Annotated in this window: 10 protein-coding genes; 6 read left to right on the top strand and 4 right to left on the bottom strand. The window is 73.0% G+C overall.

Going from position 1 to position 14,323, the window contains the following annotated elements; translation table 11 throughout:
* The first annotated feature begins 26 nt into the window (after positions 1–26).
* The gene (locus tag ACIRF9_RS36800; RefSeq protein ID WP_403831411.1) at positions 27–4,412 is read left to right on the top strand and encodes an FtsK/SpoIIIE domain-containing protein; all 4,386 of its coding nucleotides are present in this window, start codon (positions 27–29) and stop codon (positions 4,410–4,412) included.
* A gap of 88 nt (positions 4,413–4,500) precedes the next feature.
* Here ACIRF9_RS36800 and ACIRF9_RS36795 read toward each other — a convergent pair whose 3' ends face one another.
* The 3 genes from ACIRF9_RS36795 to ACIRF9_RS36785 are packed head-to-tail and all read right to left on the bottom strand — an operon-like array spanning position 4,501 to position 5,916.
* Positions 4,501–5,127 carry a hypothetical protein gene (locus ACIRF9_RS36795; protein ID WP_403831409.1) on the bottom strand — a complete coding sequence of 209 codons (627 nt, stop codon included), beginning with the start codon at positions 5,125–5,127 and terminating at the stop codon, positions 4,501–4,503.
* A 23-nt stretch (positions 5,128–5,150) separates the two neighbouring features.
* Entirely contained in the window at positions 5,151–5,447 is a 297-nt protein-coding gene (locus ACIRF9_RS36790; RefSeq protein ID WP_403831407.1) for a hypothetical protein, read from the bottom strand.
* 7 nt (positions 5,448–5,454) lie between these two features.
* Positions 5,455–5,916 carry a hypothetical protein gene (locus ACIRF9_RS36785; protein WP_403831405.1) on the bottom strand — a complete coding sequence of 154 codons (462 nt, stop codon included), beginning with the start codon at positions 5,914–5,916 and terminating at the stop codon, positions 5,455–5,457.
* Positions 5,917–6,133: 217 nt separating this feature from the next.
* Here ACIRF9_RS36785 and ACIRF9_RS36780 point away from each other — a divergent pair, with 217 nt between their 5' ends.
* The 4 genes from ACIRF9_RS36780 (at position 6,134) to ACIRF9_RS36765 (ending at position 9,541) form a co-directional block, all read left to right on the top strand.
* Positions 6,134–7,108, top strand: a complete 975-nt coding sequence (locus ACIRF9_RS36780; RefSeq protein WP_403831403.1) for a CHRD domain-containing protein — start codon at positions 6,134–6,136, stop codon at positions 7,106–7,108.
* Between the two features lie 78 nt (positions 7,109–7,186).
* The gene (locus ACIRF9_RS36775; protein WP_403831401.1) at positions 7,187–8,188 is read left to right on the top strand and encodes a DUF1996 domain-containing protein; all 1,002 of its coding nucleotides are present in this window, start codon (positions 7,187–7,189) and stop codon (positions 8,186–8,188) included.
* 76 nt (positions 8,189–8,264) lie between these two features.
* Positions 8,265–8,837, top strand: coding sequence for a sigma-70 family RNA polymerase sigma factor (locus tag ACIRF9_RS36770; RefSeq protein WP_403831399.1), 573 nt, complete (start codon positions 8,265–8,267; stop codon positions 8,835–8,837).
* Positions 8,834–9,541 (top strand): zf-HC2 domain-containing protein, encoded by a 708-nt coding sequence (locus ACIRF9_RS36765; RefSeq protein WP_403831397.1) that lies wholly within the window; start codon positions 8,834–8,836, stop codon positions 9,539–9,541. The genes ACIRF9_RS36770 and ACIRF9_RS36765 overlap by 4 nt, the downstream gene beginning before the upstream one ends.
* A gap of 61 nt (positions 9,542–9,602) precedes the next feature.
* Here ACIRF9_RS36765 and ACIRF9_RS36760 read toward each other — a convergent pair whose 3' ends face one another.
* Entirely contained in the window at positions 9,603–11,708 is a 2,106-nt protein-coding gene (locus ACIRF9_RS36760; RefSeq protein WP_403831395.1) for a SpoIIE family protein phosphatase, read from the bottom strand.
* Positions 11,709–11,849: 141 nt separating this feature from the next.
* Between ACIRF9_RS36760 and ACIRF9_RS36755 the strand changes: the two genes are divergently transcribed.
* Positions 11,850–14,318, top strand: a complete 2,469-nt coding sequence (locus ACIRF9_RS36755; RefSeq protein ID WP_403831392.1) for a SpoIIE family protein phosphatase — start codon at positions 11,850–11,852, stop codon at positions 14,316–14,318.
* The last annotated feature ends 5 nt before the right edge of the window (positions 14,319–14,323 follow it).

Raw genomic sequence — 14,323 nt, 5'->3', positions numbered from 1 at the left:
TCCCGCGTGCCCAAGGAGCACCGACCATGCGTCTGACCGTCACCGCCGTCGACCCGCAGCAGGGCCGGACCGCGGACATCATGATCGAGGCCGACCCATCGGTTCCGGTCGGCGAACTCGCCGAGGAGCTCCGCCGGCGGCTGCGGGGCGGCGAACCCGACGCTCAGCCCGTCCTCTTCCACGGCCGCACCCCGCTGCCCGCCGACCAGCCGGTGGGCACGACCGGCCTGCGGGCGGGCAGCCTGCTGGCCCTGGACGGCCCCGTACCGGTGCCGGGCCAGGAGCCGGACGGGATCGCGGAGGTGCGCGCGGTCGGCGGCGCCGACGCCGGAGCGGTGTTCCGGCTGCCGCCGGGCGACTACGACATCGGCACCTCGGCCGCCTGCCGGATCCGGCTCGCCGCCGACGGGCTCGCCAAGACCGCCGCCCGCCTCAAGGTCGGCGCCGACGGCACCGCGACCGTCCGCGCCGCCGACGGCGAGGAGGCGCTGCTGGACGACAAGGCCGTACCGGACTGGACCGACTGGCCGGCCGGCGGAGTCCTCAGGATCGGCCCGACCCTGCTGGAGCGCGCCGCCCCCTCCTTCCCCGACGCCGCGCTCGTCCCCTCGGAGGACGGCGTCGGACTGGACTACAACCGCCCGCCACGACTGCTGCCTCCGCCCGTGCGGAACCGGTTCAAGCTGCCGGTGCCGCCGGGCAAGCCGGTGCGCAACAAGCTGCAACTGCCGCTGATCTTCGCGCCCCTGCTCATGGCCGGCGTGTCCGTCCTGATCTTCGGCAACCTCCGCTTCCTCGTCTTCGGCCTGCTGTCCCCGGTCATCGCCCTGATCAGCCAGATCTCCACCAAGCGCCGCGGCAAGGAGACCCACGAGGAGCAGGTCGCCGAGTACGAGAGGAAGAAGGCGGAACTGGAGGAGGAGGTGACCGAGGCGGTGCTCGCCGAACAGCGCGCCCGCCGCACCGCCTCACCCGACCCGGCCGCCGCCCTCCTGATCGCCGCCGGCCCGCGGCTGCGGCTGTGGGAACGCCGCTGGCGCGACGACGACTTCCTGCTGCTGCGCCTCGGCGTGGCCGACCGGCCGGCCTACGTCGAACTGGAGGACCCCGGCGAGGCCGAGCACCGCCGCAGGGTCTCCCGCACCACCCGGGCCGTACCGGTGACCGTCCCGCTGCGCGCGGCCGGGGTCGTGGGCGTCGCCGGGGGAGCCGCCGCCGAGCCGCTGGTGCGCTGGCTGGTGGGCCAGGCCGCGATCCTGCACAGCCCGTCCGACCTGAGGATCTGTGTCCTCGCCGGCAGCGCGGGCCGGGACCGCTGGTCCTGGGTGCACTGGATGCCGCACTGCGCGCCGCTCGGAGAGGACACGCTCAGCATGGTCGGGACCGGCGCCGAGTCGGTGGGCCGCCGGATCGCCGAGATCTGCGCCCTGATCAACGCCCGGCAGACCGCCGGGGACCGCGCACCCCGCGGTGGTGCGGCCGGCGAGCCAGATGTGCTGGTCGTGCTGGACGGCGCCCGCAGGCTGCGTGCCCTGCCCGGGGTCATCCAGATCCTGCGGGACGGTCCCGCAGTCGGCGTGTACGCCCTGTGCGCCGACGACGAGGCACGGCTGCTGCCCGAGGAGTGCCAGGCCGTGGCCGTGGCCGGACCGGACGGCGTACGCGTCGAACGGACCGGCTCCGACCCCGTGGACGGGGTGCTGACGGACGCGCCGAGCCGGGCCTGGTCCGTGGGCGTCGCCCGGGCCCTGGCGCCCCTGCGTGACATGGGCGACGACGCCGAGGAGAACCTGCTGCCCACCGCCGTACGGCTCCTCGACGTCCTCGGCCACGAACCGCCCGCGCCCGACGCGGTCGCCGCCGGATGGGTCGTCGGCGGCCGCAGCACCCGGGCCGTCCTGGGCGAGGGCGTGGACGGGCCGTTCTCCGTCGACCTGTCCGCCGACGGGCCGCACGCCCTGATCGCCGGCACCACCGGCTCCGGCAAGTCCGAACTCCTGCAGACCCTCGTGGCGAGCCTCGCGGTCGCCAACCGGCCCGACGAGCTCACCTTCGTCCTCGTCGACTACAAGGGCGGCAGCGCGTTCGCCGAGTGCGCGGACCTGCCGCACACCGTCGGCATGGTCACCGACCTCGACACCCACCTCGTGGAACGCGCGCTGACCTCGCTCGGCGCCGAACTCCGGCGCCGCGAGCACGTCCTCGCCGAGGCCGCCGCCAAGGACCTCGACGACTACACCGAAAAACGCCTCCGGCGCCCCGAACTCGCGCCCCTGCCCCGGCTGGTGCTGGTCATCGACGAGTTCGCCTCGATGGTCAGGGAACTCCCGGACTTCGTCTCCGGCCTGGTCAACATCGCACAGCGCGGCAGATCCCTCGGCATCCACCTCATCCTGGCCACCCAGCGCCCGTCCGGCGCGGTGACCGCGGACATACGCGCCAACACCAACCTGCGGATCGCGCTGCGCACCACCGACACCGGCGAGAGCCGCGACATCATCGACGCCCCCGACTCCGGACAGCTCTCCCCGCGCACCCCCGGCCGCGCCTACGCCCGGCTCGGCCACGCGGCCCTGCTGCCGTTCCAGACCGGCCGGATCGGCGGCCGGCGACCGGACCCCTCGGCCTCCGAAGAGGACCGCCCGGCCCCCGTCCTCACCGAACTCCACTGGGAGGACCTGGGCGACCCGTTGCCCCGCCCGGCCGTCGCCGAGCGTGCCGTACAACCCGTCACGGACCTGTCCGTCCTCGTCGAGGCGGTGCGCGGCGCCGCGGCCCGGCTCGCCGTACCGCCCGCCCGCCGGCCCTGGCTGCCGCCGCTGCCCGCCTCGCTGACCCTGGACCTGCTCACCCCGCCCGCCCCCGAGGAGCTCCCGCCCGGACGGCTCGCCCCGGTGCCGTACGGCATGGTGGACATCCCCGCCGAGCAGGCGCAGCGCGCCCTCGTCTTCGACCTCGACACGATGGGGCACCTGCACATCATCGGCTCCCCGCGCAGCGGCCGTTCCCAGACGCTGCGCACACTCGCGGCGGCCCTGGCCGGCACGCACGGCTGCGCCGACCTGCACCTCTACGGTCTCGACTGCGGCAACGGGGCGCTCCAGGCCCTCACCGCGCTGCCGCACTGCGGAGCCGTCGTGGACCGGGGCCAGGCGGAGCGCGTGGTGCGCCTGCTGTCCCGGCTGACCGGCGAGGTCGGGCGGCGGCGCGCGCTGCTCGGCCGGCAGGGCGTCGCGGACCTCACCGAACTGCGCCGCACCCTGCCCGAGGAGGAGCGGCCCCCGCACGTGGTCCTGATGGTCGACCGGTTCGAGGCGTTCGAACGGGACTACGCCGCGTACGACCAGGGCAGCGTGATGGACGCGATGACGCTGCTGATGCGCGAGGGCGCCAGTGTCGGCGTCCATCTGGTGCCGGCCGGCGACCGGATACTCAGCCAGAGCCGGTACTCCTCCACCACCGAGGACAAGCTGGTGCTGCGGCTCAACGACCGGGGCGACTACGCCATGGTCGGTCTGAGCTCCCGCTCCGTCCCCGAGGACCTGCCGGCGGGGCGCGCCCTGCGGCCCAGGGACACCACCACCGCGCAGATCGCCCTGATCGACGGCGACGACCCCGGCGGCGCCGCTCAGGCCAGGGCGCTGGCCGCGCTGGCGGAGCGGACCGGCCGGCGGGACGCCGGGGTGCCCGAGGCACGCAGGCCGTTCCGGGTGGACGTGCTGCCCGACCGCCTGAGCTTCGAGGAGGCCCTGGAACGCCGGCCCGCGCAGACGTCCCCGCTGTGGGCGCTGGTGGGCGTCGGCGGCGACGAACTCTCCGCCCAGGGCACGGACCTGTCCGTCGTCCCGTCCTTCGTGATCGGCGGACCGCCGCGCTCCGGCCGCAGCACCGTGCTGCTCACGATGGCCCGCTCGCTCACCGACGCGGGCACGAAGATCGTCGTGATCGCGCCCCGCACCTCGCCCCTGCGGGCGCTGGCCGGACAGCCCGGGGTGGTCGGCGTCTTCACGGACTCCGACGTCGAGGTCGCCGACTTCCGCGCCGCGCTCGGCAAGGTGGACTCGCCCGCCGGTGCCATCCTCGTCGACGACGCCGAGATGATGATCAACTCCGAGCTCGACAACGACCTGGCCGCGCTCGCCCGCGGCAGTGCCGGCGACGGCTGGGGCCTGGTGGTGGCGGGCAACAACGAGGTCCTGCTGGGCGGACTGTCCGGCTGGCAGGCCCTTGTACGGCGCAACCGCTGCGGCGCCCTGCTCGCGCCGCGCTCGGCGAGCGACGGCGAACTCGTCGGCGCGCGCGTCCCCCGCGGCCTGCTGGGCGAGGACTGCGAACCGGGCCGCGCCCATCTCCAGCTCGGCGACGGACGGTTCCTCACGGTCCGGGTGCCGGAGACCACCGTGCCCCGGTGACGAAGGGGCCGTGCACCCTCGTACGGCATACGACAGGGCCCGGCCGTCCGATCGGACGGCCGGGCCCTCGGCGCTGCCCGCCGGCGCGTCAGCGCGCGGCCCCCGCCGTGACCGGTTCCGCCTCGCCGAAGGCGAAGGTCGCGGTGATGGCGTCGAACAGGTCGTAGAGCTGGTCGGCCAGCGGGATGTTGGGGCTGAAGCAGCTCACGACGAGCACCCGCCTGCTGCCGGGGACCGGCACCACCGTGTGCATCACCACCAGCTTGTACGAGACGCCCTCGGCGACCTCGCTCTCCTCCACACCCACCAGCCGGCCGACCTGCCCGACCGCGGGCAGGGTCTGCGTGGTGAAGGTGCGCGTGGTGCCGTCGCCCCGCCGGTCCCCGGAGGCGGAGAACTCCCTGGCCAGGGCCTGCGCCGAGAAGTCCTCCCCGGGCGGCGGGGTCACGCTGAAGACCATGAGTCCGGCCATCAGCAGACCGTCCTCGTACATGGTCGTGGTGCCCGCCGCGTACACGGCGCCGCGCCGCCGGGCGCCGTCCATGATCCGCCGCGCGCTGCGGAAGGCATGGTTGACCGCCTCCCGGGTCTGCTTGTCCGGGGTCTGGCGCAGCAGTTCGGCCCTGCGTTCGGCCAGGGTGTCGCCGCTGAGGTCGTACTCCGTCCAGTTGTCCGGGACGGCGATCCCGAAGGTCTGGGAACCGTTGGTCGTCATGGGCACATCGCTCCTCGGCTCGGTCACTTGGCGCCGTTCGACCCGTCGTCGCCGTCGAGCGACTCGGCCAACTGGGTGTCGGCGTCCGCGAAGGCCTTGACGATGGCCTCGCAGGCGTCCCTGAGGTCCTTGCTGTTGCGCTTCACCTGAGTGCGGCCGTCGCCCCACTTCTTGTCGAAGTTGCCGCCCGAGCGCGCCAGCGGCGGTCCGACGGCGGCGGCGTCGAAGCCGCTCGGCCTGGTGTCGATGATGTCCATCACCCGCCGCAGGAGCGCGCCCAGCCGCTCGACCTCGTCCCCGGGCATGTCGATCTCGGCCATGGACGCCTCACGCGCCCGTGCGGACGAGCTTGCCGTCCGCCCCGACGACGAACCACTCGCCGTCCAGCCCCTGCCCGTTGACGTCCCCGGGCGCCGCGTCGCCGACGTAGTAGTACAGCGGCCAGTCCCCGTACGTGAGATGCACGGCACCTCCGGACTTCCTGGCCTCGTGGATCATGGACGCCTTCACACCGTTCCCCGCGGCCGCCTTGGTGCTGCTGGTCAGCGCGGGCCATACGGCGACGCAGTCGGCGTCGCAGTTGCTCGCGCCGTCCTTGTCCTTGGTGAAGGCGTACAGGGTGCGTCCCTCGCCGTCGACCAGGATGGAACCGAGGTCCGAGTCGGCAAGGGCGATGGCGGCGCCCCCGCCGGGGGAGTCCTTCGCCTTGTCGCCGGAGTCCTTCCCACCACCGCAGGCGACGAGCCCCAGAGCCAGCGGTATCGCGATCAGAGCCGTACGTGCGCGCATTGTGGTGACCTCTCTCGCTGTCATGCGTCCGAGTGCGACGGGGCGTGTCCCCGTCCGCGTCCCACACGTGCCGGTGCGGGGCCGGGTTCAGTCCGCCCGCCCGATTTCCTCTCCGGGATTCGGCGACATCGGCGGTGAACCGTCCTGGCCGTCCGCTCGTGACTCGGACAGCACCTCGGGGCACAAGGCACCCGAACTTCCCGAAGGATGAGAAACCATGCGCAAGTTCACGCTCACGGTCACCGCCGCCGCGCTCGCCACCGGTCTGGTCGCCGCGTCCCCGGCCCTCGCCGACGACGGTTCGAGCACCCACGGCAGCCACACTGCGCCCGCCACCGGCGGTGCCTCCGGTGACGGCTCGGCCGCGCCGCCGACCGCCGTCTCGGCGAAGGCCCCGGCCGTCTCCCTGGTCGCCCGGCTCTCGGGCGACCAGGAGGTCCCCACCCAGGGCGGCCCCGCCGTCGGCGACCAGGACGGCGACGCCGTGGCCCTGGTCAAGGTCAAGGGGAACCGCGTCACGTTCGCCCTGACCTGGAACGGCATCGACAGGCCGACGCTCGGCCACATCCACCAGGGCGTCGCGGGCACCAACGGCGACGTGAAGGTCGGGCTGTTCACCACACCGATGCCGGCCACCGCGCAGTCGGCCGCCGGACAGACCTCGGTGACCGACGCCGCCCTGGCCGAGCAACTGCGCACCGACCCCACGAAGTTCTACGTCAACCTGCACACCAAGGAGTTCCCCGGCGGCGCCGTCCGCGGACAGCTGCGGCCGCTGGCCAAGCCCGTCAACCCGCTCAGCATCATCCGCGGAGGCAAGCTGCGGGCGCTCGCCGACGGAGGCCAGGAGGTGCCCACCGGCGACCCGAAGCGGGTCGGCGACCCCGACGGGCACAGCGTCACGTTCCTCTACCCCCAAGGCGGCCGGGTCGGCTACTCCCTGGCCTGGGTGAACATCGGCGCCCCGCTGGCCGGTCACATCCACCGGGGGACCCTGGGCCGCAACGGCGACGTGAAGATCCCCCTGTTCGTCACCGCCGTACCCCAGAACATCTTCGCGATCTCGGGCACGGTCGCCGTCCCGGACGCCTCGGTGACCGCACAGATCAAGCGGCGCCCCACGGACTTCTACTCCAACCTGCACACCGAGGAGTTCCCCGACGGCGCGGTCCGGGGCCAGCTGTTCCACTGACACGGGTGGACGGTCAGGAATCCGTCATGGTTCAAGGCTCATCTTGATTGGTCTGGACGTTGCTGGGACGCTGCTCCCGTGTGGATCCGACTCCTGCGCCCAAGAGGCCGTTTCCTCCGGGTCGTTCTGCCTGCGGCCTTCGGGGTGTTCGCGGTTCTGGGAGTCGGGGTCTTCGCGGCCGGCCGTACGGATTCCCCGCGGACGGCTCCCACCGCCGACCGGTACACGGACCTGGCATCGGTGGTTCAGGCCGTGCCACCGGACGACGGACCAGACGCCTCCACCGGCTCCTACACCGAGGACTGCGGGCGCGACCTCGACGGCCATCGCAACGCCGACAACGTCGTGATCTCCCCGGGCGTCGCCGGTTCGGCCCACCACACGCACGAGTACGTGGGCAACGTGTCGACCGACGCCTTCTCCAGCAACAGGAGCCTGGTCGAGGCATCGACCACCTGCGCCGGCGGCGACCGCTCCACCTACTACTGGCCGGTGCTCCGCCGGCTCGACCGGACCGGCGCGGACGCCCACGTCGTGGGCGGCGGGATCGACGGCAACACCGGTGAGATCGTGACGCCGTCCTCGGTCCGGGTGGAGTTCCGCGGCAACCCGGTGAGCAAGGTGGTCGCGATGCCCCGCTTCCTGCGGATGATCACCGGGGACGCGGTGGCCGTGGTCACGGGAGACGCCAACGTACGGGCCCAGTGGGGCTGCGCGGGCCACCCCGGCCGCTTCACGACGAAGTACACGCTGTGCCCGCGGGGCAGCGGACCGACCCGCACGCTCGACTTCCCGAGCTGCTGGAACGGCCTGGCCACCGACAGCCCCGACCACCGCGGGCACGTGGTGTTCCCCGCGGCCAACGGTGTCTGCCCGCGCGCCACCTTCCCCGTGCCGCAACTGCGCGTCACCCTCACCTACGACCTTCCGCACGGCACGCGCTACGCCGTGGACTCGTTCCCCGAGCAGAAGCGCGACCCGAAGACCGATCACGCCATGTTCATCGACGTGATGACGGACGGTCGGATGAACGAGCTGGTGCGGTGCGTCAACGAAGGACGCCACTGTCGGCCCAAGTGACGCGAACCACATTGAACCGAGAGCGGCCGCTGCTCGTGTTCAGCGCGTCAGCTCGGGAGAGGACGGGAGTAGATGGATGGCGGCCCTGTGGTCCCGATCCAGGGACAAGCAGAGAACAAGCGACGAGGTACTGATCCGGTCCTTGTACGAGGAACACGGCAGAGCCCTCCTCGCCTACGCGCAGCGGCTGACCGGCGACCACGCCGCGGCTGAGGACGTGGTCCAGGAGACCCTGATCCGGGCCTGGAAGCATCCGGACGCGCTGGTGAACGGCAAGGGCTCGGTGCGCGGTTGGCTGCTCACGGTGGCCCGCAACATCATCACGGACCGCTACCGGGCCAAGGCCGTGCGTCCGACGGAGGTCGCCGAGTCCGTGGGCACCACCCCGGTCGAGCGGGACCACGCGGACGCCGTGGTGGACTCGATGCTCGTCATGGAGGCCCTCGACCAACTGTCACCGGACCACCGGGACGTCCTGGAGGAGCTCTACTTCCAGGGAAGGAGCGTCGCGGAGGCGGCCAAGACCCTCGGAATACCGCCGGGGACGGTCAAATCCCGGTCGCACTATGCTCTGAAGGCACTGCGCGACCTGTACAGAGACAAGCCCGGCACAGCGAAGCTCGTCGCGCTGAAGGAGGTGGCGGTATGAGCATCAAGCAGCACGACAGCGCACTGCTCGGCGCCTATGTCCTCGGCGCACTCGACGAGAACGAGATCCGGGCCGTCGACGAACACGTGGCGTCCTGCGAGAGGTGCCGCGAAGAACTGGACGGATTGCGGGAGATGGAAGCGGCGCTGGGAGAAGTGCCGCCGGAGGCGTTCCTCGACGGACCGCCGGAGGGCGGAGATCTGCTGCTGCAGCGCACACTCCGGCGGGCGCGCAGCGAACGAGACGGCGTGGAAAGGCGCCGCCGGGTCGTCCTGGCCGCGGTCGCGGCGGTCGCCGCGGCGGCCGTACTGGGCGGCGGAGTCCTGATCGGCCGGGGCACGGCCGGAGAGACGGTCGCGGATCCCCCGCCGCCCTCGGTCTCGGCGGCGCCCACGCCGCCCGCCGGCACGAAGGTGGGCTCGGGCACCAGCACCACGACGGGCAGCCAGATGACTGTACGGGTCACCCCGGCCTCCCAGTGGGTCCGGGTCAACGCCTCGGTCAAGGGCATCCCGGCCGGGGAGAGATGCCGGCTGATCGTGGTCGCCAAGGACGGCAGCCGCGAGGTGGCCGGCAGCTGGCTCGTCGCCGACGAGGCCAGCGGAGCCAACCTCGACGGCTCGGCGGCCGTCCCGGTGGACGACGTCACCAAGATCGTGGTGGAGAACGACAAGGGCAAGGAGTACGTGTCCGTCAAGGTCTGAACGAAGGGGATCCGCGCCGGGGCCGGGGCGGATCCCCTCGTGCTGTCCGAAGCGGTCGTGGCTACAGGGCGCGCGCGACGAGCAGCGCCACGTCGTCGTGGTCGTCGGGGTGGCGCAGGCCGTACAGCAGGAGGTCGCAGATCTCCTCCAGCGGCCGGTCCGGCTCGTCCAGGAAGTTGAGCAGCACCGCCAGACGGTCGTCGATGGGGTGGTGCCGGGTCTCGACCAGGCCGTCCGTGTACAGGACCAGCACGTCGGCGGGGGCGAGGTGGGTCGTGGTGGTCTCGAAGGGGATGCCGCCCACGCCGAGCGGCGCGCCGGGCGGCAGGTCGAGCAGTACCGGGGGGTGCCCGGGGCCGGCCAGCGCGGGCGGCATGTGCCCCGCGTTGGCGATCCGGCACTGCCGGGTGCGGGGGTCGTACACCGCGTAGAGACAGGTGACGATGTAGTGCTCCAGATCGCAGGTGATCTTGTCGAGGTGCTGGAGCACGGCCCCGGGATCGAGATCCAGGTCCGCGTAGGCGCAGGTGGCGGTGCGCAGCCGGCCCATGGTGGCGGCCGCGTCGATGCCGTTTCCCATGACGTCCCCGACGACCAGCGCGGTCTTGTCGTCGGACAGGGGGATGACGTCGTACCAGTCGCCGCCGACCTCACTGGTGGCCTGGGCGGGCTGGTAGCGGGACGCGAGGTCGAGACCCGCGTGGTGGGGCGGATGGTCCGGCAGCAGACTGCGCTGCAGGGTGAGGGCGGTGTTGCGCACGCTCTCGAACCAGCGGGCGTTGTCGATGGCCACCGCGGCCCGGCCGGCCAGCTCGCCGGCGAGCACGACGTCGTCCTCGTCGAACGGGAGCGGGTTGCGGGTGCGCTTGAGGTCGAGGGCGCCGAGCACCTCGCCGTGGGCGATCAACGGCACGGCGAGATACGAGTGCACCCCGGCCCGGGTCAGCAGCGAGCCGGCCTCGGCGTCCCGGGCGATCCGGGGGATGTCGTCGTCGCCGACATGGCGCACCAGGACCGGCCGGCCCGTGTGCACGCACAGGGTGACCAGCCGGTCCCCGTCGTAGGCCGTGACATCACCGGGCGCGTCGGCGGCGCGCAGGGCCACGGTCGGGTGGGCCGCCTTGAGCGCCAGGGCGCGGAAGAGCTCCGTGCCTTCGTCGGGTCTGCGTGAGCGGCGGCAGGCCAGGGCGGAGTCGAGGACGTCCACGGCGACCACGTCGGCGAGCTGGGGGACGGCGATGTCGGCCAGCTCGCGGGCGGTCTGCTCCACCTCCAGCGTGGTGCCGACCCGGGTGGAGGCCTCGGCGATCAGGGCGAGGCGCCGCCGGGCCCGGTCGGCCTCCGCCGCCGCGCGGTGCCGTTCGGTGACGTCGACGACCGAGGCGGCCGCGCCCAGCACCCGCCCGCCGGGATCCTCCAGCCGGTAGAAGGAGAGCGACCAGGCGTGCTCGCGTTCGGGGTCGGCCGGCGGACGGCCCACGTGGTACTGGTCGAGCAGCGGCGTACCGGTGGTGAGCACCTGACGCAGCGCGGACTCGATGGTCTCGACGTCGGGCAGCGGCAGCGTCTCCCTGAGGCGACGGCCGATGTGCTCCTCGGCGGGGATGCCGTCGATGCGCTCCAGCGCCGGATTGACCAGGAGGTACCGCAGGTCGGGGTCGAGGAGGGCCAGCCCGATCGGTGACTGGTTGATCAGCCGTTCGCACAGGGCCAGATCGGTCTCGACGCGTTGCAGCAGGGTGTGGTCGGCCGCGATGCCCAGGGCGTAGACGTCCCCGAGGTCGTCCTGCAGCCGCATGTTGCGGAACTCCATCAGACGGCTGCTGCCGTCCTTGTGCCGGATCGGAAAGGTGCCGGCCCAGCTCCGGCCGGTCTCCAGCACCTCCGCGAACAGCCGCACCACGGCCTTCAGATGCTCGGAGTGGATGAACAGCCGCGCCGCGTAGTTGCCGAGCGCCTCCTGCGCGGTGTACCCGAACAGTTCCTCCGCCTGCGGCGTCCAGAACACGATCCGCCCGTCGGAGTCGAGGACCATCGCCGACACGCTCAGCACGTCCAGCAGACCGGTGGGCGGCGGCGCGTCGGCCGCCTCGGTGCCGTAGGCGTCCGCGTCGGGCCGGAAGGGTTCGGACCGGAAGGGTTCGGACCGGAAGGGTTCGGCTGCCATCCCACATCCTCCTTCCCTCCATGCTGCCCCCGGCCGGGGCGTCCGGAAAGACCGAGGAACGCGGCGGCGCCCGGGCATGCCGTCGAAGCCGTGCGCATCGGGCGGACAAGCAGGACGATGGGTCGTGTAAAGGATGGCCCGATGGACCCTGCGCGAGAAGCTTCGGACGCCGCCCCGGCACCCGCCCGGCCGCGCGATCTCCTCGACGCGTCCACGGACGCGGCGGCGGTCGTGTCGGCGGACGGCGTCGTGATCGGCTGGACCCGGGGCGCCGAGGCACTGCTCGACCGTCCGGCGGCGGAGGTGGTCGGCCGCTCCGCCGCCCACCTGGTGGCGACACCCGCGGATCCGGCCCGGGTGGCCGCAGTCGCCGAGCGGTGCCGGGCCGGCATGGGGTGGAGCGGCCGGCTCCCGGTACGGCACCGCGACGGCCGTCCCCTCGACGTCGACCTGCGGGTCTCCGCGTCCTTCGCGATCGGCGCGGACGAGTGCTTCCTGATCTCGGCGCGCCGGCCGGACCGGCACTGGACGATCGGCCAGTCCGTCCTCGACGGCTTCCTGACCCGCTCCCCGGTCGGGATGGCGGTGATGGATCCGCAGCTGCGCTATGTGTGGCTGAACGACACGCTGGAGCGCTTCGGCGGCGTGCCCCGCGCACAGCGGCTGGGCCGCCGGCTCAGCGAACTGCTGCCCGGGCTGCAGGCGGAGACCATCGAGGCGTTGATGCGCAAGGTCCTGGACACCGGCGTCCCGGTCACCGACTACGAGTACGTGGGGTGGAGCTGGGCCGATCCGCACCGGCAGCACGCCTACTCCACGTCCTTCTTCCCCTTGGTGGACGCGGACGGCTCCGTCACCGGGGTCTGCTACATGGTCCAGGACGTCACCGAGCGGTGGACCGCCCGCCGGCTGCTGTCCCTGGTCAACGAGGCCGGCGCCGGGATCGGCACGACCCTCGACGTGCTGCGGACGGCCCAGGAGCTCGCCGACTTCGCCGTGCCGCGCTTCGCGGACTTCGTCGTCGTGGACCTCCTGGAGCCCGTGCTCAGCACCGAGGGCCACGGGGCGTGGCTGACCGACGCGGGACCGGCGCCCGCCCGCCCCCAGCTGCGCCGCGCCGGGATGAGCTCGGTCCGGGAGGGCTGCCCGGAGGCCGTGGCCCGGGTCGGCGACAGGACGGACTTCCTTCCTCCGCCGCACGGCGCGCGGCTGCTCATCGACGGCGAGCCCGTCCTCATCCCCGTCCTCGACGCCTCCGACCCCCTGTGGACGACCGAACAGCCCGGCAGGGCGGCGAGCATCCGTGAGTTCGGACTGCACTCACTCATCTCCGTACCGATGCGGGCACGGAACACCGCCCTGGGCCTGACGACGTTCGTACGGTCGCTCAATCCCTTGTCGTTCCAGCCCGACGACGTCCTGCTCGCCCGGGAGCTGGTGGCACGGGCGGCGCTGTGCGTCGACAACGCCCGCCGGTACACCCGGGAGCACACCGCGGCCGTCACCCTGCAGCGCAGTCTGCTGCCGCACGCCCTGACGGGCGGGACCGCGCTGGAGGTGTCCTCCTCCTATCTGCCGGCGGACCCGACGGACGGGGTGGGCGGCGACTGGTTCGACGTGATCCCGCTGTCCGGGGCCCGGGTGGGCCTCGTCGTCGGCGACGTGGTGGGGCACGGCATCGCCGCCGCGGCGACCATGGGCCGACTGCGCACCGCGGTGCAGACCCTCGCCGACATGGAGATGCCGCCCGACGAACTGCTGGCCCACCTCGACGACCTCGTGCTCCGGCTGAGCGCGGACCGGACCGACGACGTCGCGGTCCGGCAGGGTACGACCGCGTTCCTCGGGGCCACCTGCCTGTACGCCGTCTACGACCCGGTCACCCGGCGGTGCAGGATGGCCCGGGCCGGACACCCGCCGCCCGTCGTCGTCGCCCCCGACGGCCAGGTGTCCTTCCCCGAGCCCCCGGCCGGGCCTCCGCTGGGGCTGGGCGGGATGGCGTTCGAGGCGACCGAGATCGAGCTCGCCGAGAACAGCCTGATCGGCCTGTACACCGACGGCCTGATCGAGGGGACCGAGCGGGACATGGAGCTGGGCATGACCCGGCTCGGCGAGCTGCTGGCCCGGTCCGACGGCGATCTTTCCACCCTGTGCACGTCGGCGGTGCGCCGGCTGGTGCCCGTGCCGCAGCCCGACGACATCGCCCTCCTCCTGGCGCGCACGCACGGCCTGGGCCCCGACCGGGTCGTGTCCTGGGACGTGCCCGTGGACCCGGCGGCCGTCGCCGACATCCGCGCCCGGGCGACCCGCCAGGTGGAGGCCTGGGGGCTGGCGGAGCTGGCGATGACGTCGGAGCTCATCGTGAGCGAGCTGGTCACCAACGCCGTACGCCACGCGGCCCCGCCCATCCGGCTGCGCCTGCTCCGCGACAACCGCCTGACCTTCGAGGTCTCCGACGCCAGCAGCACGGCCCCCCGGCTGAGGCATGCCCGCAGCACGGACGAGGGGGGCCGTGGTCTCTTCCTGGTGGCCCAGCTCTCCCATCGGTGGGGAGCCCGGTACACGGGCGAGGGGAAGATCATCTGGGCCGAGCAGGAGATCAGCCGGTGAGACAG

The organism is Streptomyces sp. NPDC096132 (genome assembly GCF_044763345.1).
Taxonomy (GTDB): Bacteria; Actinomycetota; Actinomycetes; order Streptomycetales; family Streptomycetaceae; genus Streptomyces.
Note: the sequence above shows the minus strand (reverse complement) of the source record. Positions and strands in the feature narration are given on the sequence as shown.